The 19,573-nt window shown below is 64.7% G+C and carries 18 protein-coding genes and 2 tRNA genes; 7 read left to right on the top strand and 13 right to left on the bottom strand.

Translation table 11 applies throughout. From position 1 onward, the window contains the following. Nucleotides 1-54 precede the first annotated feature (54 nt). Complete coding sequence (gene ppk1, locus OKW37_RS17750; RefSeq protein WP_090801097.1) at nucleotides 55-2,118, bottom strand: polyphosphate kinase 1; 2,064 nt, start codon at nucleotides 2,116-2,118, stop codon at nucleotides 55-57. 204 nt (nucleotides 2,119-2,322) lie between these two features. Here ppk1 and ppx point away from each other — a divergent pair, with 204 nt between their 5' ends. After that, complete coding sequence (gene ppx, locus OKW37_RS17745; protein WP_184061446.1) at nucleotides 2,323-3,975, top strand: exopolyphosphatase; 1,653 nt, start codon at nucleotides 2,323-2,325, stop codon at nucleotides 3,973-3,975. Nucleotides 3,976-4,068: 93 nt separating this feature from the next. Here ppx and OKW37_RS17740 read toward each other — a convergent pair whose 3' ends face one another. The 5 genes from OKW37_RS17740 to OKW37_RS17720 all read right to left on the bottom strand — a co-directional run bounded on the left by OKW37_RS17740 (nucleotide 4,069) and on the right by OKW37_RS17720 (nucleotide 6,614). Then, complete coding sequence (locus OKW37_RS17740) at nucleotides 4,069-4,881, bottom strand: GNAT family N-acetyltransferase (protein WP_184028352.1); 813 nt, start codon at nucleotides 4,879-4,881, stop codon at nucleotides 4,069-4,071. Between the two features lie 155 nt (nucleotides 4,882-5,036). Beyond that, nucleotides 5,037-5,495 carry a SixA phosphatase family protein gene (locus OKW37_RS17735; protein ID WP_184061447.1) on the bottom strand — a complete coding sequence of 153 codons (459 nt, stop codon included), beginning with the start codon at nucleotides 5,493-5,495 and terminating at the stop codon, nucleotides 5,037-5,039. Between the two features lie 212 nt (nucleotides 5,496-5,707). Beyond that, nucleotides 5,708-5,784: transfer RNA gene (locus OKW37_RS17730), tRNA-Pro, on the bottom strand. A gap of 110 nt (nucleotides 5,785-5,894) precedes the next feature. After that, nucleotides 5,895-6,053, bottom strand: a complete 159-nt coding sequence (locus OKW37_RS17725) for a DUF3309 family protein (protein ID WP_090801093.1) — start codon at nucleotides 6,051-6,053, stop codon at nucleotides 5,895-5,897. 384 nt (nucleotides 6,054-6,437) lie between these two features. Further along, nucleotides 6,438-6,614: a hypothetical protein gene (locus OKW37_RS17720; protein ID WP_018421224.1), complete on the bottom strand. Its 177-nt coding sequence runs from the start codon at nucleotides 6,612-6,614 to the stop codon at nucleotides 6,438-6,440. Between the two features lie 178 nt (nucleotides 6,615-6,792). On the opposite strand from OKW37_RS17720, the gene OKW37_RS17715 reads away from it, so the two are divergent. Then, nucleotides 6,793-6,960, top strand: coding sequence for a hypothetical protein (locus OKW37_RS17715; RefSeq protein WP_167368601.1), 168 nt, complete (start codon nucleotides 6,793-6,795; stop codon nucleotides 6,958-6,960). Nucleotides 6,961-7,173: 213 nt separating this feature from the next. Here the strand turns inward: OKW37_RS17715 and OKW37_RS17710 are convergent, their stop codons facing one another. From OKW37_RS17710 to OKW37_RS17690, 5 genes are all read right to left on the bottom strand, one after another. After that, nucleotides 7,174-8,556: an MATE family efflux transporter gene (locus OKW37_RS17710; protein WP_429408373.1), complete on the bottom strand. Its 1,383-nt coding sequence runs from the start codon at nucleotides 8,554-8,556 to the stop codon at nucleotides 7,174-7,176. Between the two features lie 26 nt (nucleotides 8,557-8,582). Continuing rightward, entirely contained in the window at nucleotides 8,583-8,891 is a 309-nt protein-coding gene (locus OKW37_RS17705; RefSeq protein ID WP_090801091.1) for a DUF2288 domain-containing protein, read from the bottom strand. Nucleotides 8,892-9,878: 987 nt separating this feature from the next. Next, entirely contained in the window at nucleotides 9,879-10,205 is a 327-nt protein-coding gene (locus OKW37_RS17700) for a hypothetical protein (protein WP_090801089.1), read from the bottom strand. A gap of 94 nt (nucleotides 10,206-10,299) precedes the next feature. After that, complete coding sequence (locus OKW37_RS17695) at nucleotides 10,300-11,016, bottom strand: peptidoglycan DD-metalloendopeptidase family protein (RefSeq protein ID WP_429404967.1); 717 nt, start codon at nucleotides 11,014-11,016, stop codon at nucleotides 10,300-10,302. A gap of 153 nt (nucleotides 11,017-11,169) precedes the next feature. After that, complete coding sequence (locus OKW37_RS17690; RefSeq protein WP_429404969.1) at nucleotides 11,170-12,078, bottom strand: aldose epimerase; 909 nt, start codon at nucleotides 12,076-12,078, stop codon at nucleotides 11,170-11,172. Between the two features lie 585 nt (nucleotides 12,079-12,663). On the opposite strand from OKW37_RS17690, the gene OKW37_RS17685 reads away from it, so the two are divergent. The 5 genes from OKW37_RS17685 to OKW37_RS17665 all read left to right on the top strand — a co-directional run bounded on the left by OKW37_RS17685 (nucleotide 12,664) and on the right by OKW37_RS17665 (nucleotide 16,439). Continuing rightward, nucleotides 12,664-13,494, top strand: a complete 831-nt coding sequence (locus tag OKW37_RS17685) for an undecaprenyl-diphosphate phosphatase (RefSeq protein ID WP_187610856.1) — start codon at nucleotides 12,664-12,666, stop codon at nucleotides 13,492-13,494. Nucleotides 13,495-13,613: 119 nt separating this feature from the next. Beyond that, nucleotides 13,614-13,690, top strand: a tRNA-Arg gene (locus tag OKW37_RS17680). A 189-nt stretch (nucleotides 13,691-13,879) separates the two neighbouring features. Then, nucleotides 13,880-15,445 (top strand): methyl-accepting chemotaxis protein, encoded by a 1,566-nt coding sequence (locus OKW37_RS17675; protein WP_429404971.1) that lies wholly within the window; start codon nucleotides 13,880-13,882, stop codon nucleotides 15,443-15,445. 114 nt (nucleotides 15,446-15,559) lie between these two features. Beyond that, nucleotides 15,560-15,943, top strand: a complete 384-nt coding sequence (locus OKW37_RS17670) for a hypothetical protein (RefSeq protein WP_429404973.1) — start codon at nucleotides 15,560-15,562, stop codon at nucleotides 15,941-15,943. A gap of 46 nt (nucleotides 15,944-15,989) precedes the next feature. Next, the gene (locus OKW37_RS17665; RefSeq protein ID WP_429404975.1) at nucleotides 15,990-16,439 is read left to right on the top strand and encodes an NUDIX hydrolase; all 450 of its coding nucleotides are present in this window, start codon (nucleotides 15,990-15,992) and stop codon (nucleotides 16,437-16,439) included. 16 nt (nucleotides 16,440-16,455) lie between these two features. On the opposite strand, the gene OKW37_RS17660 is transcribed toward OKW37_RS17665, so the two are convergent. Both OKW37_RS17660 and OKW37_RS17655 read right to left on the bottom strand, forming a co-directional pair. Continuing rightward, a complete protein-coding gene (locus OKW37_RS17660) occupies nucleotides 16,456-17,445 on the bottom strand; it encodes a transporter substrate-binding domain-containing protein (RefSeq protein ID WP_429404977.1) in 990 nt (329 codons plus the stop codon). Nucleotides 17,446-17,550: 105 nt separating this feature from the next. Then, nucleotides 17,551-19,260, bottom strand: coding sequence for a glutamine--tRNA ligase/YqeY domain fusion protein (locus OKW37_RS17655; protein WP_429404979.1), 1,710 nt, complete (start codon nucleotides 19,258-19,260; stop codon nucleotides 17,551-17,553). Nucleotides 19,261-19,573 lie beyond the last annotated feature (313 nt).

Genomic DNA, 19,573 nt, shown 5'->3' with positions numbered 1-19,573 from the left:
GCGCGCGGATCGTCGGGTGCCCGCCATCGCGGCGAGCACCCGAAACGCGGGCGACTACGAACAGAACTTGCCGAGCAGACTCATCTGAGCATTGCGCGACGCCTTGCCCGGCCGGCGCCGGCGATAGTGACCGTCGCTCTGCATCAACCAGGCCGACTGGTTGTCGCCGAGAAACGCCGACAGCCCTTCCGCGATCACGCGCCGCTTCAGTCGCCGGTTGTTGACCGGGAATGCGACTTCGACGCGCCGGAACAGATTGCGATCCATCCAGTCGGCGCTCGACAGATAGACCTGTTCCTTGCCGCCGTCGTAGAAGTAGTAGATGCGATGGTGTTCGAGAAAGCGCCCGACGATCGAGCGCACCGTGATGTTCTCGGAGAGCCCTTGCACGCCCGGCTGCAGCGAGCACACGCCGCGCACGATCAGATCGATCTTCACGCCGGCCTGCGATGCTTCGTACAGCTCGGCGATCACCGTCGGCTCGAGCAGCGCGTTCATCTTCGCGACGATGCGCGCCTTCTTGCCCGCGCGCGCATGCTCGGCTTCCTTGCGGATCGCGTCGACGAGCTTCGGATGCAGCGTGAACGGCGACTGCCACAGCTCGTGCAGCTTCAGCTCGCCGCCGATGCCGGTGAGCTGCTGGAACACATGGTGCACGTCCTCGCAGATCTTCTGATCGGCGGTCATCAGACCGAAATCGGTATAGAGGCGCGCGGTGCGCGGGTGATAGTTGCCCGTGCCGAGGTGCACGTAGCGCTTCAGGCTCGCCTTGCCGCCCGCCGACACGCGTCGCACGATCAGCATCATCTTCGCGTGGCACTTGTGGCCGACTACGCCGTAGACCACGTGCGCGCCGACCGCTTCGAGCTGCGAGGCCCAGTTGATGTTGGTTTCCTCGTCGAAGCGCGCGAGCAGCTCGACGACCACCGTGACTTCCTTGCCGTTGCGCGCGGCCTGCATCAGCGCATCCATCAGCGGCGAGTCGGTGCCGGTCCGATAGATGGTCTGCTTGATCGCGACCACGTTCGGGTCCTTGGCCGCCTGCAACAGCAGCTCGAGCACCGGCTGGAAGCTCTCGTACGGATGATGCAGCAGCACGTCGCCCTGATCGATCACGTCGAACATGCTCGCGCTGTTGGCGATCTGCCTCGGCGTCGACGGAATGTGCGGCACGAACTTCAGATCGGGCCGGTCGACCATCTCGGGCAGCTGCATCAGCCGCACCAGATTGACGGGGCCGTTCACGTAGTAGCAGTCCTTGTTCGACAGACCGCTTTCGTCGAGCAGGCGCCGCACCACATGCGTGGGCGTTTCCGCCGACACTTCGAGCCGCACCGCATTGCCCAGATGCCGCGCCGGCAGTTCGCCCTGCAACGCGACGCGCAGATTGGTGATTTCGTCTTCGTCGACGAACAGCTCGCTGTTGCGCGTGATGCGAAACTGATTGCAACTGCGCACGAAGAGATTCGGAAACAGCTCGCCGACAAAGTGTTGGAGCAGCGAGCTCAGCAGCACGAAGCCATGCGGATAACCCGACAGCTCCTGCGGCATGCGCACGAGTCGCGGCAGCGCGCGCGGCGCCTGCACGATGCCCATCATCGCCTGACGGCCGAACGCGTCCTTGCCCTCGAGCTCGACGACGAAGTTCAGGCTCTTGTTCAGCACGCGCGGAAACGGATGCGCGGGGTCGAGACCGATCGGCGTGAGCACCGGCAGCAGTTCGTTGAAGAAGTAGTTGCGCGCCCATTCGGTCTGCGCGTCGCTCCAGGCTTCGTTGCCGTGGAAATAGATGCCTTCCTGTTCGAGCGCGGTGAGCACCGTGTCGTGCAGCATCGTGTACTGGCGATGCACGAGCTTCTGCGCACGTTCGACCACGAGGTCGTACATGTGAAGCAGCGACATGCCGTCGGGCGACAATGCGCCGGGGTTGTCGCCCATCTGTTCCTGAAGCCCGGCCATGCGGACTTCGAAGAATTCGTCGAGGTTGCTACTGGTGATGCAGATAAAGCGGAGACGTTCGAGCAAGGGGACGGCGGGATCGGCGGCTTGCGCCAACACACGCTCGTTGAAACCCAGAATGCCCAGCTCGCGATTCAATAGGGGATAGCGGACGGACATCGGCGGCGAGATTGGAATGTCTGAAATGGAGACGGAAAGACGCTCGGAAATTCTCACGGTTTGATGACGTCCTGATGACATCGGCGATGTTTTTAACATTTTATGCCGCAATCGTCGTCTGTCGTCAATATGACGCGCTACCTATGCGACGATACCGAACTCCCTGCGCCGCGAGGTGACACCGTGAAGGCTGCTACGCTTAGAATGGCGTCTTTGAACAGTGCGGCTGGCCGCGACGCGCACCATGCGCCGAAGGCGCCGGGCCGGCGCGTGGCGCTGCCGGAGTCCGCCGCCACGCCCTCGGCCGCAGCCGCGGCGCTCGCGCGCATGGAGTACGCTTACCCGATGGTCAATATTCCTCATCTCCTCGCCGCCGTCGATCTCGGTTCGAACAGCTTCCGGCTCATCGTGGGCCGGGTCGAGGAAACCGACGCGGGCAGCCAGATCTATCAGGTCGACGCCTTGCGCGAGCCGGTGCGGCTCGCGGCCGGACTATCGAGCGACAAGATGCTCGATCGCGCATCGCAGGTGCGTGGCTGGGATGCGCTGAAGCGCTTCGGCGAGCGGTTACGCGATTTTCATCCGGACCACGTGCGCGCGGTCGCGACCAATACGCTGCGCATCGCGAAGAATGCGGGCGAATTTCTCGGCGAGGCGGAGGCCGCGCTCGGTTTTCCGATCGAAGTGATCGCCGGGCGCGAGGAAGCACGCCTGATTTATGCGGGCGCCGCGCACTCGGTGCCGGCGAGCGCGGGCAAGCGGCTCGTCGTCGATATCGGCGGTGGCTCGACGGAATTCATCATCGGCTCGCACTACACGCCGATCATGATGGAGAGCTTGTATATCGGCTGCGTGAGCCATAGCCGCGCGTTTTTCCCGGCCGGCAACGTCGACGAGTACACGATGCGCCAGGCCGAGCTCGCCGCGCGCCGCGAAATCCAGATCATTTCCGCCGAATACAAGAAGACCGGCTGGGAGCAGGCGATCGGCTCGTCGGGCACCGCGCGCGCGCTCGCCGAACTGGTCGAGGCGAACAATTTCAACGATGCGGGCGTCACCCACGGCATTTCGCGCGGCGGCCTCGAGCGGCTCAAGCGCGCGCTGATCAAGGCCGAAAACGTCAACCGGCTGAAACTGATTGCGCTGAAGAGCGACCGCGTGCCGGTGCTCGCGGGCGGGCTGTCGATCATGATCGCGGTGTTCGACGAACTGGGCGTCGACTATGTCGACACCACCGACGGCGCGCTGCGCCTCGGCGTCATGTACGACCTGCTCGGCCGTTCGCAGCACGAGGACATGCGTACGGTGACGGTCGAGGGCTTCATGCGCCGCTATGGCATCGATCGCCCGCAGGCGGGGCGCATCCGCGATCTGTCGACGAGCTTCTACGACCAGTTCGTCGAACCGGACGAGGAACGCCGCGCGGAAAACCGCATGTTCATCGGCTGGGCGGCGTCGCTACACGAAATCGGCCTGTCGATCTCGCATAGCGCGTATCACAAACACTCGGCTTATATCGCGAGCAATGCCGACATGCCGGGCTTTTCGCGTACCGACCAGGCGCGCCTCGCCGCGCTCGTGCTCGGCCACGCGGGCAAGCTCGGCAAGCTGTCGCAAACGCGCGACGTCGAATGGCCGCTGCTGTTCTGTCTGCGGCTCGCGGCGTTGCTGTGCCGTCGACGCGCGGACGTCGGCCTGCCGGGCATCACGGTTGCTCAGGCGAACGGCGGTTACGAGGTGCGTTTGCCGAACGAGTGGGTCGCCAACAATCCGTTGACGGATTACAGCCTGATCCAGGAGGCGGCGGAGTGGGAGAAAGTCGGGATTCCGTACCGTGTCGTTTATACGGACGATTGACGCGATGCGGATCGACGCACGCGTCGATTCGCGGCGTGTGCACGAACAAAAAAAGCCCTGCAAATGCAGGGCTTTTTCGTATCTCGGCGCAGCTTATCGCGGCAACGCATCGCCGAGGAAGTGCCGCGCATAGCGCGCGTTGATATCGGACAGACGGAACAGCGTCAGGAAATCCGCGGTATTGAAGTCGGGGTCCCACGCCGGTGCGCCGCAAATCTTCGCGCCGAGACGCAAGTAGCCCTTCACGAGCGGGGGCGGCGCGACGGCGGCACCCGTCTGCAGTTCGTCGACCGGCAGCGGCGTATGCGGGAACGCGCGATATTCGGGCGCGGTCAGCGCGTTGTCGCGCAGCGAGCAATACAGGTTCGCCGCATAGTGGCCGCCGTCGGCCATCGCGACGCTCGCGCAGCCGAGCATCGTCTCGTAGCCGTTGTGCTTCATGTACGCGGCGAGCCCAGCCCATAGCGACATGATCACCGAGCCGCTGCGATAGTCCGGATGCACGCACGAGCGGCCGACCTCGACCATCTTCGCGCGCAGATGCGTGAGACGCGACACGTCGAACTCGCTTTCCGCATATAGACGGCCGATGCGCGCGGCCTGATGCGGCGGCAGGGCGCGATACGTGCCGACTACTTTCAACGTGTCGAGATCGCGTACCAGCAAATGGTCGCAGTACGAATCGAAGGCATCGACGTCGAGGCCCGCGGGGCCGCTGAGGCGTGCGCCCATTTCGTCGGCGAAGACGCGATAGCGTAGACGCTGCGCTTCACGCAGCTCTTCGTCGGTACGCGCCCACGACACTTGCAGGCGATGCTGCGCGGTGACCGTTTCCTCGGCGCGCGGCAGACGGCGCGGTTCGAAAAGCGAGGCGAAGGGCAGGGTGGGCGTCGGCAGTTCTCGCATTGGCTGTCCTGGTCGAAAAGAGTGAGGATTTCTTTTTTCGCCAATGTAGTAACGCGCGGTGACGCTCGCATGGCAAAGCCGTGACGATTGGATGACTGCCCGTAAGCCCTCGCGTGGGTGCCTGTAATGTCGGAGGTGTCGCGCGACACGCGCGCTCAGATCAGATCGGGGCTGATGGCGGCGCGCAACACCGCCTCATCTTCGCCGTTGCGCTCGCGGCTCTCGATCCACCAGATGCCGGCTTTTTTCAGTGGCCAGCTCGCGCGGCTGTCGCCGAGCAGTTGCGCGGCGACGTGGCCGAGCGTCGGTTGATGGCCGACGATCACGACGGTTTGCGCGATGCCGCCGGGCCAGCCGGCCGCTTCCAGGACGTCGTTCGCGCTCGCGTTCGGCGCGAGTTCGCGCACGACGCGGTACTGGTCGCTCAACGTCTCGGCGGTCTGGATGGTGCGCACGGCGGGGCTCGCGAGTATGACCGCGTCGTTGGGCAAACGGGCGCGCAGCCATTTCGCGGCGTTCTGCGCCTGCTTGCGGCCGCGCGTGGTGAGCGCGCGGGAGAGATCGCTCGCGGCGACATCTTCTGCTTCGGCGTGACGCCAGAGGATCAGGTCCATGGGAGTCTCCTTTTTGAGCGGCTTGGGATGGCGTTGCGGCGGGCTTGCGCGTCTTCGCAGCGAGGTACCTGCCTCAAGCACTGTCGCATGCGCAGGTGATGATTTGCAAGGCGAGTGCCTGACGGGTCGGCTGTCGGCGTCCACCTGAACGCGAGCCAAAAAAGCAAAAACCCGCGAAGCCGGAGGCTTCGCGGGTTTCGAGCTGCTTTTCGTGGTCGGAGCGATAGGATTCGAACCTACGACCCTCTGATCCCAAATCAGATGCGCTACCAGGCTGCGCTACGCTCCGACGAATCCGAGAGTATAGGGGGTGCGGGCAGGAGCGTCAATCCCTTGGCGGCCCTAACCGCATGGGCAACGACGTTCACCGTAGCGGGCTCGCGCCGGCCTCGCGGTGGGCTATATACGCCCCATCAACAGCAGAACGATCACGATGATCAGCACGACGCCGACGAGTCCAGTCGGCCGATAGCCCCAGCCGCTGCTATACGGCCAGCTTGGCAACGCGCCGATCAGCAGCAGGATGAGCACGATTAGCAGGATGGTTCCGACGGTCATGGCGTTCTCCTTTTTGAGGGGGCCGCGAAATCGCTGGCCGCATCTTCACGCTGGTTTGGCGCGCGCGCCGCGACAACAGACGCGCGTGTCGCGCGTCTGTTGCTGGATCGGAACCAGCAAGGCATGTGCCCATCACCCGTTAAGCTCGATGCAGTGAGGCCTTGGACGAAAGCGCAGAAGGAGAGAGCGACGCAGGAAGCGTCGTCGTTCGATGTAGGTATGCCCAAAGAACCGGAAAGGCGTTGCGCACGTCCAGCGGACCTCGATGCGCGCAGGCGCCGCAACGCCGGTCAACGCGTCATCGAGCGGACGCGCGACTGAGGTACCGTGACATGCCGGTGCCGAGGCCAGAGGCCATTCGGTCAGAGTTGAAGATCACCCGCATCAATGCCTTGGACGCCTCCAATGCGGCATATGTAGATGCTGATGCGTCCAGTGATGCAGCATGCCCTCGCCATCGTGTTCACGCCGGTAGGCCCGCGATTCGAAAATCGACAACGCCACCAGCACGATCAGGCCTATTGCGAGCCCGATCAGGCCCGCGATCGATTCACCGTCCATGGCAGTCTCCCGGTAGGTTCAGCCATGAACCCATAGTAGCGCAGGTCCGGTGAAATCTCACGAACTGGAACGGGCGACGCACGAGGTGTGTGATGGCGTCGCCGAACGCGCTTTGCGGTTAGACTCTCGGCGCGATGGCGGACCTCCGCCATCGCTTTGTCCCGGAGACGATTGGAAAATGACCCGCGTTCTGACTCTTGCCTTGCTGTTGTGCGCCGGCGTCGCCGGCTGTGCGGACAATCCGTCCGCGCATCGCGGCAGCCCACCACATGATCCCGCCGACTACCACGGCGTGCCCACCGACGATCGGCCGCCCGCGATGGTGCCCGCGCCCGTCGCGCAGTGAGCGCTCGTTGAAGTGAAAGCGAGCGGGAAAGGGCGGGGAAAGCGAAGCACCGGCACGAGCACGCCGGCACTTCTGACCCGTGCCGACGGTTCGCGCGGAGAGCACGGGCTGAGAGCATTCCAGGACGCGCTCGTTATGCGATATGTATGCGCTTGTTTCAAGCCGTAACGGTCTGTCGTCCGCCGAATAGCCAACGGTGCCCAGCGCACCGCGCTAGGCAGCCGCCATCCCTCGCGACACGCCCGGCAGGTAACGCGTGAGCGTTGCGCCACGCGTGGCCATGAAGATCAGCAGCGCGATCCACAGCCCGTGATTGCCGTGCCACGCGAGCAATGCCGACGACGCCGCCACGAACACCGCAAGCGACACCGCCATCGACATCATCAGCTCGCGCGTTCGCGTCGCGCCGATGAACACGCCGTCAAGCAGGAAGCCCCACACCGAAATGACCGGCGACAGCGCCGCCCACGGCAGATAGGTTTCGGCCGCGGCACGCACGGCGGCCTGATCGGTCAGCCGCTCGATGATCCACGCGCCCGCGCCCCAGTAGACGCACGAGAAGCCGATCGCGCCGAGCGCCGACCACAGCGCGGTGACCTTGACCGCCTGCGCGAACGCGTGACGATCGCGCGCACCGATCGCCGCGCCGACCAGCGCCTCGGCCGCGTGCGCGAAACCGTCGAGCCCGTACGCCATGAAGGTCTGGAAATTGAGTAGCAATGCGTTCGCGGCGAGCGTCGCGTCGCCTTGCCGCGCGCCGAGATGCGCGAACCAGCCGAACGACGACAGCAGGCACAGCGTGCGCACGAAGATGTCGCGATTGAGCACGACGAGCCGCTTCAGCGCGGCGGCGTCGAACAAGGCGGCGCGATTCAGCGCGGGCAGGCCGCGCGGCCTGCCGTGCCATAGCAGGGCGAGCCCGAGCACGAAGCCGAGCGCGTCGGCGGTCGCGGTAGCCGCGCCGATGCCGGCCACACCCCAATGAAACGCGTACACGTACAGCAGCACCGCGGCGATGTTCACGCTGTTGATGAAGACCTGCGACAGCAATGCGAGCCGCACCTGCTGCGTGCCGAGCAGCCAGCCGAGTATCACGTAGTTGCCGAGCGCGAGCGGCGCGGCCCAGATGCGCGCGTGGCAATAAACCTGCGCGTGCCGCTGCACGGCGTCGCTGCCGCCGATCGCCCCCAGCGCATAGTCGATCAGCGGTTGCTGCACGAGCAGCACCAGTGCGCCGATCGCGGCCGCCATCAGCAGTGCGCGCACGACGGTGTTGCGCAACTCGTCGCTGCGGCCCGCGCCGTGCGCCTGCGCGACGAGGCCGGTCGTGCCCATGCGCAGGAAGCCGAAGCCCCAGAACACGAAGTTGAAGAAGAGCCCGCCGAGCGCGACGCCGCCGAGATAAGAGGCGCTGTCCAGATGACCAGCGACGGCGGTGTCGACCGCGCCGAGAATCGGTTGCGTCAGATTCGCGAGGACGATCGGCAACGCGAGCGCAAGCACCCGGCGATGCCAGCGCACCGGCAGCGTCGGCGCGCTGGCTGGGTGTGCGGCGGTTTCGGATCGCGCGGCGGGGGGCATACCGGCATCGGGCATACCGGCATCGGGCGTACTCGCGTCGTTCAAGAGCGCTCCTGCACGCACACCCAAGGCGAGACGACGACGGCCCACAGCTCGGGGTCGCGCGCGGCGAAATCGGCGGCCGTCTCCGACTGAACGCGCACGACGAGGCCGGAGGACAACCATTGGGCGACCCGAGTGGTGTCGTCGTTGGCGATTGCCTCGGCGACGCTCACGAGATCGAGGTCGCGCGCGACGTGCAGCAGTATGCCGCGCGCAAAGAAACGTTCGAGTTCGCTCCAGCCGATCTTGGCGGTTTCGCCGAGCAGCTTCGCATAAAGGGGGCTTTGGGAGGCGTCGTTGGAAGTCATCGTGGACAGGGTCGGACGGGGCCGTCACTATAAACTATTGGCAAGGACCGGCGGGCCGCGTGGCGGCCTTGCGCAACGCGCCGGGCGGTTTTTTATGCAGCGCTGACTGAATCGGATTCTGAACCTGGATGCCGGCGGATTCAACGACGGCGGCACACGAGGCGTGCCGCCCATCAGCACCGGCTATTAATCGTCCGAATATTCAAAACTGAAACGAGTTTGAATGCGGTTTCAATATTGTCGGCGGAATTGTCAATGTTAAATATTTCACTATTCGCGAATTTATTGCGAAGCAGTATCGACGCTTATTCGGAAGAGTTGCCGCGACTAATCGATGCGTTACGTGCGTTTGCGCACCAAGTTAATATTCGCAAGCCAAAGCGGCGTTATTGCCGGATGAGTTAGTGTTATTCGGCCAGACGTCTTTCCTCTGCTGGTTTGGCGGGACTTTCCGCCGATAGCCCGGGAGCATTAGCCGGTGCGATACTCCGACATTCCTGGTTTGAATGATTTGGCGTGTGGAGTATCCCAGCTGCGGCGCATTAAGCCGGTCTGATTCCGACATTTCCGATTCACGGATTGCGGAATCCGTACGCCGTGTAACATTGGCTGCAAAATTAATCCATTGCGCTTGGAAATGCGGATTGTTAGATTTCGTTCTGGCGCATGGTGAACCGGTCCTTTGCCGATATGCGCCGAACCCCCGTTAGCCCGGCCTCGTGCCGGGCTTTTTTTTAATGGATTTACGCGGATGTTTAACCTGCCGCAGCGATCTTCACCGCGAATTCACATGTGCGGCCGATGATGGCGGATTATTTTTTCGGCGCGAGACTCATGACCGGGGTGATCATTTTTGTCGGCGTGTGGCTAATCGCGCTCGCGTTGCTGGTGCGCTTCGCCGCGCGCATCGATCCGCGCTCCGGGCGCTGGCGACGCCGCTAAGCGGTGACGCTCGGCGGCCGTGCGTGCGCCACGGCGCGCTGCCTTTTACTGCTTGCAGCGGATGACCATCGAACGGTTTTTCACATTCGCGCCGAAAATCCCACCGATCGTGCCGCCCGACGTCGCGCCGTTGTCGACGTCTTTCGAAACCACGTCGTACCCGTAGTTGCCGCAGGTTTCGCCCGCGCGCTTGTAGCACTCGGCCCAGCTCGTGCTGGCGTCGCTGCCGCTGCAGTTGATCGCGAAGCCGGTGTCGCCGCTCGGCAGATAGGTCATCGTGGTCGTGGTCGAGCAGCCGCCGAGGCCGCCGAGCGTCAGGAGGCCAAGACTGATCGTCGCAGCCGCCGCGACGCGCGCCAATGGGCTTTTCATTTCAGATTCCTTGCAAATAACGGAAGGGCGTGGCGCGCAGCCACGCCGCTTCGAATTGAGCGTTTATAGCACGGCGGGTTCCCGCGCCCGCCGCCTAGCGCGGTGGCAGTTGTTTCGACGGATCGATCGAACGGCCCTGGTAGCGCAGTTCGAAATGCAGCATCACGCGATCGGTATCGGTGTCGCCCATTTCGGCGATTTTCTGGCCGCGCTTGACCGATTCGCCTTCCTTCACCAACAGCGCGCGGTTATGCGCGTAAGCGGTCAGATAGTCGGCGTTGTGCTTGAGGATCAGCAGATTGCCGTAGCCGCGCAGACCGTTGCCCGCATAGACGACGGTGCCAGGCGCCGCCGCGACGATGGGCGTGCCGGCCGCCGCGGCAATATCGATACCCTTCGAGTTGCCGCCGTCGAAACGGCGGAACACCGTGCCGTCGGCCGGCCATACCAGCGAGATCGGCGCGGTCGCCGGCGCAGTGTCCGCGGGCGCAGGACGCGGCGCGGGCGCCGCGCTCGCGCTGCCACTGCTGCTATCGCCACCGCCGCTGCGGATCGCGCCGCTCGTCGACGCCGCGCCGCCTGGCGGCGCGACGCGCAGCACCTGGCCGACCTCGATGCGGTCGGGATTGGTCAGGTTGTTCCAGCGTGCGATGTTCTGCACCGATTGCCGGTTGCCGCGCGCGATTTTCGACAGCGTGTCGCCCCGTTCGACCCGGTAGTAGCCCGGCCCCACCGGCGCCGACCCGCACGCGGTGAGCAGCGCGAGCAATGCCGCGCAGCCGAGTCGTTTGATTCTTGTCGTTTCCAGCATTGGACCTCGCAAAACACTGCCGCGCGCTGATCCCGATCACGCGGCACAGACAGACAAAGCGTTCGATTCTAACGGTTTTGTGTTGCGCCCCCCGGCGAGGGGAGCGAAGTGGCGGGCGGCCGCTTCGAGCGGCTCGCCGCCGGCGCCGGCGTATCAGCTGGTCTTCTCGACGGTAATGCGCAGTGCCGCCGTTTCGGTTTGTCCCGGCTCGAGCCAGCGCAAACCTCGGCCGTTGTGGATCGCATCGGGCAACCCGAGCCACGGCTCCACGCAGTAAAAGTCCGACTGCGGCGTTTCAGTCCACGTCGTCACCGCGTACCAGGGCGCCGAGCCGGGCCGCTGCAGATCGATCGTGATCACGCGATCGATGCCCGGCGCCTCGACCCTCACCGGTCGATCGGGCGTGCCGGTCAGGCAATGGAAGCGGTCGTAGATCCGGTCTTCGTCGAGCGTGTAGCTCGCTTCGCCCGGCTCGGCGGGGCTGATCGAGCCGTCCTCGAGCTGACGGCACCGCTCGGTGCGCGGCAGTTCGAGCGTCGTTTGCGCGCGCTGCATGTGCGGCAGCGTGAAGTAGAAGTGATGGCCGGCGTAGTAGGGCAGGCGCGCGTCGCCGGTATTGGTGGTGGTCAGCGTCACGTCGAGCGTGTGCGGATCGATGAGCTCGTAGGCGGCCTCGAAGCGGAAGCCGAACGGATAGGAGCCGCGGGTCGCTTCACTGTCGGTCAGAACCATCCGCAGGCCGGCGCCATGCACGTCGGCGTGAGGCTCGAACGGCAGGTCGCGCGCGAAGCCGTGCATCGGCAGCTCGCGCACGGTGCCCCGCGCGTCACGCCAATAGCCGATCTTGCCGTCGACGCGATGACGGCCGAGAAATGGAAACAGCAGCGGATTGCCGCCGCGAATCCGCGCGGGCACGCTCCAGTCAGCGTGCTCGGGCCAGTGAATCACCTCTTCGCCGTCGATCGTCCACGACAGCAGACGGCCGCCGGCTTGCGGCGAAAAACGGAGCACCGAGGCGTCCTGGGCGATCTCGAGAATGTCCTGTTCCGGGGAGAGGGGCATGGTCAATAGCTAGCCAGATAGAGGTTGAGGGTCGCGCAAAGCGGCCGCGTGGGTCGGCCGTTGCATCTGCATGGAAGCGGCGTTTTGCGCCATTCGCGGCGACTGCGTCTCGCGCGGCGAAACCGCGATTTTGCGCTGCTTTGCGCTACGGGGAAACCCTTCCCGGGAAATTGCGGGTGTCGGAAAAGGGCGAATCCTATTGATAATCCGTCGGAGCGTCCGGTCCATCCGACTCCCGGGCGAACCGGCTCAGGAGGCATCATGGATCTCGCAACGGCAATGGCGGTGGCCTTATTCGGTATATTCACCGCCAGCACGTACTACTTCTTCCACTCTCTCAAACGCTGATCCGCTGGTTTCATTCCCTGCTTTCGCAGCACGCGCGCGACGAATCCGCCGCCCGCTTTCTTGCTCTCGCGTAACAACGGTGTCGAGTTGTGACGCGGCGCGTCAATATCTCTCCGAATGTGGCCTAACCGCTTGGCGCTGGGTGTGTAGCCAGGCATAATCGGTGCGCCTTTGACGCGCCGGTCCCCCTTTTGTGCGGCGCGCAGTTCCCGACACTTTGCTTACAAGGACCGCCGCGTGAACCTGTCGTTTCTCATTTTTCTGAGCGTGCTGCAAGGCGTTACCGAACTGTTTCCGGTGAGCAGCCTTGGCCACACGCTGCTCGTGCCAGCCCTGTTCGACATGCATATCGACAAGCATGCGCCGCAACTGCTGCCGTTCCTCGTCGCCCTGCATCTCGGCACCGCGTTCGCGCTGCTGTGGTACTTCCGCGCGCGCTGGTACGCGCTGGTGCGCGGTTTCTTCGCGTCGCTCGGCGGCCGCCGCAACGACGACGGTCACATGATGTGGGCGCTGATCATCGGTACGATTCCGGCGGGCCTCGTCGGTCTCGTGCTGGAAAAGCGCCTCGAGGCGCTTTTTCATGATCTGCGGATCGTCGCGATTGCGTTGATCGTGAATGGCGTGCTGCTGTGGTTCGGCGATCGTCTGCAACGCGCGCGCGCGCATCAACCGCCGGAAAAGCTGACGTTGCGCCAGGCGTTCTTCGTCGGCCTCGCGCAGATCGGCGCGCTGATTCCGGGCTTCTCGCGCAGTGGCCTGACGATGATCGCCGGCAATGCGGCCGGCCTCACCACCGAGAAAGCCGCCGAGTTTTCGTTCTTGCTCGGCACGCCGATCATTTTCGCGGCTGGCGTACTCGAACTGCCGAAGCTGCTTCACGCGCCGAGCCAGCTTGCCGACGCGGTGCTCGGCGGCGTGCTGACCGCGATCGCAGCGTACCTGAGCGTGCGTTTCCTGATGCGCTATTTCGAAGGCCGCGGACGTCTCGCGTCGTTCGGCGCGTACTGCGCGATCGCGGGGATCCTGTTCCTCGGCTGGTTCATGCTGCATCCGCAGCCGGTCTGAGCGCGCCGGGCGATCGGTTATAATCCGGGCCCGTTTGGCTGCAGGTCAGTTAGAATTTTAGTTTGTCGGAAATCGGGCGGCTCGCCGCGAGTGCCGGTTTCATGCAGATATCGATCCATACGGCAGTAGCTCAGCTGGATAGAGCATCGGCCTTCTAAGCCGAGGGTCGGGGGTTCGAGCCCCTCCTGCCGTACCAGAATCATCGAAGGGTTACAGGTTTCGCGCCTGTAACCCTTTTTGTTTTTGTGCCGTGTTGCGGGTCCGGTGGCTGTCAGGCTGTCGCGTGTTCGTACGGCTCGCTTCGGGTGTTTCCCGACTCAGGAAATCGCGCGCGGCGCCGTTAATCCAACAGAACCGTGTGACGCACCGCGATGGAGGAATCAGCGTGAACCGACTTAGCCTCAACACCAAACTCTGGCTCGCGCTGCTGATTACGTGGCTCGGCCTGCTCGGCCTCGGCGGCTGGGCCGCATGGCAGTCGCGCGCGACGATGCTGGCCGAGCGCAAGTCGGCGGTGCAGAACGTCGTGGAAAGCGCGTACGGCATCGTCGCCGACTACGCGCAGCGCGCCGACCAGCACGAGCTGACGCCCGAACAGGCGCGGCAGCAGGCGCTGGCGCGGCTCTCCGCGATGCGCTACCCCGGCAGCGGCTACATGATCGTGTCGACTGCCACGCCGGTCGTGATCATGCATCCGGTGCTCGCCGATCTGCGCAACAAGGACGTGTCGCACTACGCGGACAGCGACGGCAAGCTGCTGTTCGTCGAAATGGTCAAGGTCGCGCAGGCGCACGGGCAGGGCTTCGTCGATTACATGGGCCGCCTCGCCGGCAACAACGAGCGCGTGCCGAAGATCAGCTTCGTCAAGCGCTTTGCCGCGTGGGACTGGTATCTGATTTCGGGTGTCTACGTCAACGACATCGACGCGGCGTTCCGCGCCGACCTGCTGCGCTATCTGCTGACGATCCTCGTGATCGGCAGCTTCAGCACCGTCGCGCTCGTGCTGATCATCCGCAACGTGAAGCGCAGTCTCGGCGGCGAGCCCGCCTATGCGGCGAGCGTCGCGGAGACGATCGCCGACGGCGATCTGTCGTGCCCGGTCACACTGGCCGGCGACGATCAGGAAAGCATGCTGTACGCGATGCAGCGCATGCAAAGCCGCCTCGCCGACGCGATCCGGCGCATTCGCGGCGGCACCGAAACGATCACGGTCGCGGCCGAAGAGATCGCCGCGGGCAATCTCGATCTGTCGGCGCGAACGGAACAGCAGGCGTCGTCGCTCGGCGAAACGGCCGCGAGCATGGAGCAGCTGACGGCGACCGTCAAGCAGAACGCCGACAACGCGCTGCAGGCCAATCGCATGGCGCGCTCGGCGTCGCAGCTCGCGGGCGAGGGCGGCGAGGCCGTGCAGCACGTCGTCGCGAACATGCAGAGCATCGCGGCGAGCTCGGCGCGGGTGGTCGATATCATCGGCGTGATCGAAAGCATCGCGTTTCAGACCAACATCCTCGCGCTGAACGCGGCCGTCGAAGCCGCGCGCGCCGGCGAGGAGGGCCGCGGCTTCGCGGTCGTCGCGGGCGAGGTGCGCAACCTCGCGCGCCGCAGCGCCGACGCGGCCAAGGAGATCAAGACGTTGATCGAGGATTCGGTCGCGCGCGTCGGCAGCGGCAAGACGCTCGTCGAGAAGGCGGGCGGCACGATGGAGTCGCTCGTCGATGCGGTGAAGCGCGTGACCGACATCATCAGCGAGATTTCCGCCGCGTCCGACGAGCAGAGCCGCGGCATCGAGCAGGTCAATCTCGCGATTGCGCAGATGGACGAGACCACGCAGCAGAACGCGGCGATGGTCGAACAGGCGGCGGCCGCCGCGCAGTCGATGCAGGAGCAGGCGCAGATGCTGCGCGACGTCGTCAACACGTTCCGCCTGCAGGGGACGGCCGCCGCGCGTTGATGGCCGCGTCGATGGCGCGCTGCCTGCCGAAGTGTGCATGCTATGCTTTTGAGGTCAGGATCAAAAGCCGCCGTGCGCCCGTGCGCGCCGTGCACACTTCGAGGAGAGTCCTACATGTCGACGCGAACCCGTGTGCTGTTCCACCTCAGTGCCGCGAGCCTCCTGCTCGGTGCGGCGATCGGCGCGCAAGCGGCGAACCTCGGCTTTCTGAGCGACACGCCGATCACCTATATGAGACAGCGTGACAACGCCTCGATCAAGCATGCGGTCATGAGCGCGCTCAATGACAGGAAGGACGGCGAGAGCTTCACGTGGGTCAACGACGGCACCGGCAATAGCGTGAAGATCGACGCGACCATCTCGATGGACAACACCTCGACCGAAGGCGGACGCACCTGCCGCTCCCTCGGGGTCGTACTCAATGCGAAAGGGCAATCGATGAACCTGCGTCCGAACTTCTGCAAGGAAGGTGGCGCCTGGCAGCTGCAGAAGCGTTGAGCATGCGTGAGCGCGGCGCGAGAGGTGCATGCAGTGAGGCTGCGCGATGAGCCCGCGAATCGTCTCGTGCGGGATCGTGCTGCTCGATCCCGATGGACGCGTGCTGCTCGCGCACGCCACCGAAACGACGCACTGGGACATCCCGAAAGGGCAAGGCGAGGACGGCGAGGCGCCGCACGTGACGGCGCTGCGCGAGATGGTCGAGGAAACCGGCATCGCGCTCGAGGCCGATCGGCTGAAGGATCTCGGCCTGTTCGTCTACCGGCGCGACAAGGACCTGCATCTGTTCGCGGCGCGCGCGGGTGCCGGCGAGCTCGATCTGAGCACGTGCACCTGCACGTCGCTGTTTCCGCGCCGCTCGGACGGCATGCTGATCCCCGAAATGGACGACTACCGCTGGGCGTCGATCGAAGAGGTGCCGCGCTATGCGAGCCGTAGTCTGACGCGGCTCTTCGAGACGACGCTGTCGCTCACGGAGTTGCACCGGTCGCTATAGACGGCGCACGCCGCCTTCAATCGAGCGCGTGGTCGTTCGGATGCGCGAACAACGCGCGGTTCTGCTCCGACAGCGGGAAATTGACGTTGATGCCATGCGGCGGAATCGGCTGCGTGAACCACTGCCGATACAGACGCTCGGCGTCGCCGGACGTCTGCGAGCGCACGATCACGCGATTCACGAGCGCGCGGAACGGCTCGTCGCCCTTGCGGAACATGCACGCATAAACCTCGTAGCCAAGCGGTGTGCCCGTCACGATGAAATCGTCGGGATGCGGGTCGGTCGCCTTGAAACCGTAGACGATCGGCTCGTCCATCACGAACGCCACCGCGTGACCGTCCTTCATCGCGTTGAAGGCGTCCTGATGGTCGCGCACGCTCATGACGCGCATGTTCAGCTGCTTGTCGGTGTTGAGGCTGCGCAGCAGGCGCTCGTCGGACGTGCCCGCGGTCGTCACGACCGGCTTGCCGGCCAGATCGGGGAAATCGGTGATGCCGCTGTTCCTGCGCGTGATCATGCGCACCGCGTACTGGAAAAAGCTGTCTGAAAACGCGGCGACGTTTTCGCGCTCGACCGTGTGTGTGGTCGAGCCGCATTCGAGATCGATCTGGTTGTTCAGCAGCATCGGCATGCGGTTCGACGACGTGACCGTGACTTCGTGAACCCGCAGTTGCGCCATGCCGAGCGTTTTCCTGATTTCATCGACGATCTGCATCGCGATCGCCTGCGAGTAGCCGACCGTGCGCTTGCCGTCGAAGTACGAGAACGGGATCGACGCCTCTCGCACGCCGAGCACGACGACGCCGTCGTCGTGGATCTTTCTCAGCGTGCCGGTCAGTTCATCCGCGCGGGCGGGGCCGGCGAACGCGAGCGCGCCGCAGGCGGCCAGCGCAAGCAGCACGCTGTGCATGCCGCGCAGCAGACGCGGGAAGCGTGAGCCGCACGCGCTCCGTGCGACGCGAACCCTACCTTCAGACCCTTCCCCGTGGCGGTCTGCAACCTTCATCGGACCTCCCGGAACGGCGCGCTCAGGCGAGCGCGCAGTGAGTGTCGATCGAAACATCCGGCAACCCGGATGGTCCCGCAACGCCGGGCCCTCGCTGGCGCGGGCTCAGGCCGGCTTGCCCCAACTGTCGCGCAGACTGACGATGCGGTTGAATACGGGCTTACCCGGCTTCGAATCGACGCGGTCGGCGACGAAGTAGCCGTGGCGCTCGAACTGGTAGCGCTGCTCCGGCAGCGCATGGCGCGCGCCGGTTTCGAGGTAGGCCTGGACCACGCGTTTCGAGTCCGGATTCAGCGCTTCGAGGAAGTCGCGGCCGCCGGCGTCCGGTTGCGGTTCCTTGAACAGCCGGTCGTAGATGCGCACTTCGGCCGGGCACGCGGCCGCCGCGCTGACCCATTGGATGTTGCCCTTGACCTTGTAATTGTTCGCGCCTTCGGTGCCCGATTTGCTGTCCGGGAAGTAGTTGCAGTGCACCGCGACGATATTGCCGTTCTCGTCCTTGTCCGCGTGCGTGCATTCGATCACGTAGCCGTAACGCAGCCGCACCTTGTTGCCCGGGAACAGGCGGAAGTAGCCCTTCGGCGGCGTCTCCGCGAAGTCCTCGCGCTCGATCCACAGCTCGCGCGAAATCGGAAACTCGCGCATGCCCTGTTCCGGATGATGCGGATGCACCGGTGCGTGGCACGGCTCGGTGAGGCGTTCGGGGAAGTTGTCGATGATCAGCTTGACCGGATCGAGCACGGCGGCGATGCGCGGCGCCTTCTCGTCGAGATCGTCGCGCAGCGCGCCTTCGAACACGCTCATGTCGATCCACGAGTCGACCTTGGTCACGCCGATGCGCTCGCAGAACAGCTGGATCGACTCGGGCGTGAAGCCACGTCGGCGCAGGCCGACGATGGTCGGCATGCGTGGGTCGTCCCAGCCTTCCACATGGCCTTCGTTGACGAGTTGCAGCAGCTTGCGCTTGCTGGTGATCGCATAGGTCAGGTTCAGGCGCGAAAACTCGATTTGCTGCGGCAGCGGACGCCCGAAGACACCGGCCTCGGCGAGTTCGTTCAGGATCCAGTCGTACAGCGGCCGATGGTCTTCGAATTCGAGCGTGCACAGCGAATGCGTGATGTTTTCGAGCGCGTCCGAGATGCAGTGCGTGTAGTCGTACATCGGGTACACGCACCAGGTGTCGCCGGTACGGTAGTGATGCGCGAAACGGATGCGGTAGATGACCGGGTCGCGCATGTTGAAGTTCGGCGACGACATGTCGATCTTCGCGCGCAGCACGTGCTCGCCTTCCTTGAACTCGCCCGCCTTCATGCGGCGGAACAGGTCGAGGTTTTCCGCGACCGAACGCTCGCGGAAGCGCGACGGCGTGCCGACTTCGGTGGCCGAGCCGCGGTTCGCGCGGATTTCCTCGGCCGACTGGCTATCCACGTATGCCTTGCCGCGCTGGATCAGCAGCTCCGCGAACTCGTACAGCTTGTCGTAGTAGTCGCTCGCGAAGTACAGATGCTCGGTGCGGTCCTTTTCCCATTCGAAGCCGAGCCAGCGCACCGAGTCGATGATCGACTCGACGTACTCGACGCTTTCCTTCTCCGGATTGGTGTCGTCGAAGCGCAGATGGCACACGCCGCCGTAGCTGCGCGCGACGCCGAAGTTCAGGCAGATGCTCTTGGCGTGACCGATGTGCAGATAGCCGTTCGGCTCCGGCGGGAAGCGCGTTTCGACGCGCTGGCTCCATTTGCCGGTGCGGTTGTCGTCGTCGATGATGTTGCGGATGAAATTGGATGTCGCGGGCGCGTCGTTGCGTTCGGTATTCATGCGAGAAGATGAGAGTCCGTGGGGGCGCGCAATGCGCCCGTGTAGCCGTCAATTCTACCTGACGAGCCCGTTCGCGGCAGGTGGTTGCGGCGCGCAGCCAACGGCGCAGTGGGTTTGGCGCGGCTGCCGGAGTCAGGGAAGCCGGCGCGCGGGGCTGTAACAGGAGGTAAAACGGGTTGGCGACGCGCGACGCGCCGACTTAGGATGCGCTGCTGCGCGCGGCCCGCGCGCCTGTGCTGGGCCTTCGCGCGGGGCGGGCTTGCCCGAGCCGTCCACGCTGTCCTTCATCTTCCTGCACGAGGCTCTGCTGCTC

It is taken from the genome of Paraburkholderia sp. MM5482-R2 (assembly GCF_050436125.1).
GTDB classification, from domain to species: domain Bacteria; phylum Pseudomonadota; class Gammaproteobacteria; order Burkholderiales; family Burkholderiaceae; genus Paraburkholderia; species Paraburkholderia tuberum.
Note: the sequence above shows the minus strand (reverse complement) of the source record. Positions and strands in the feature narration are given on the sequence as shown.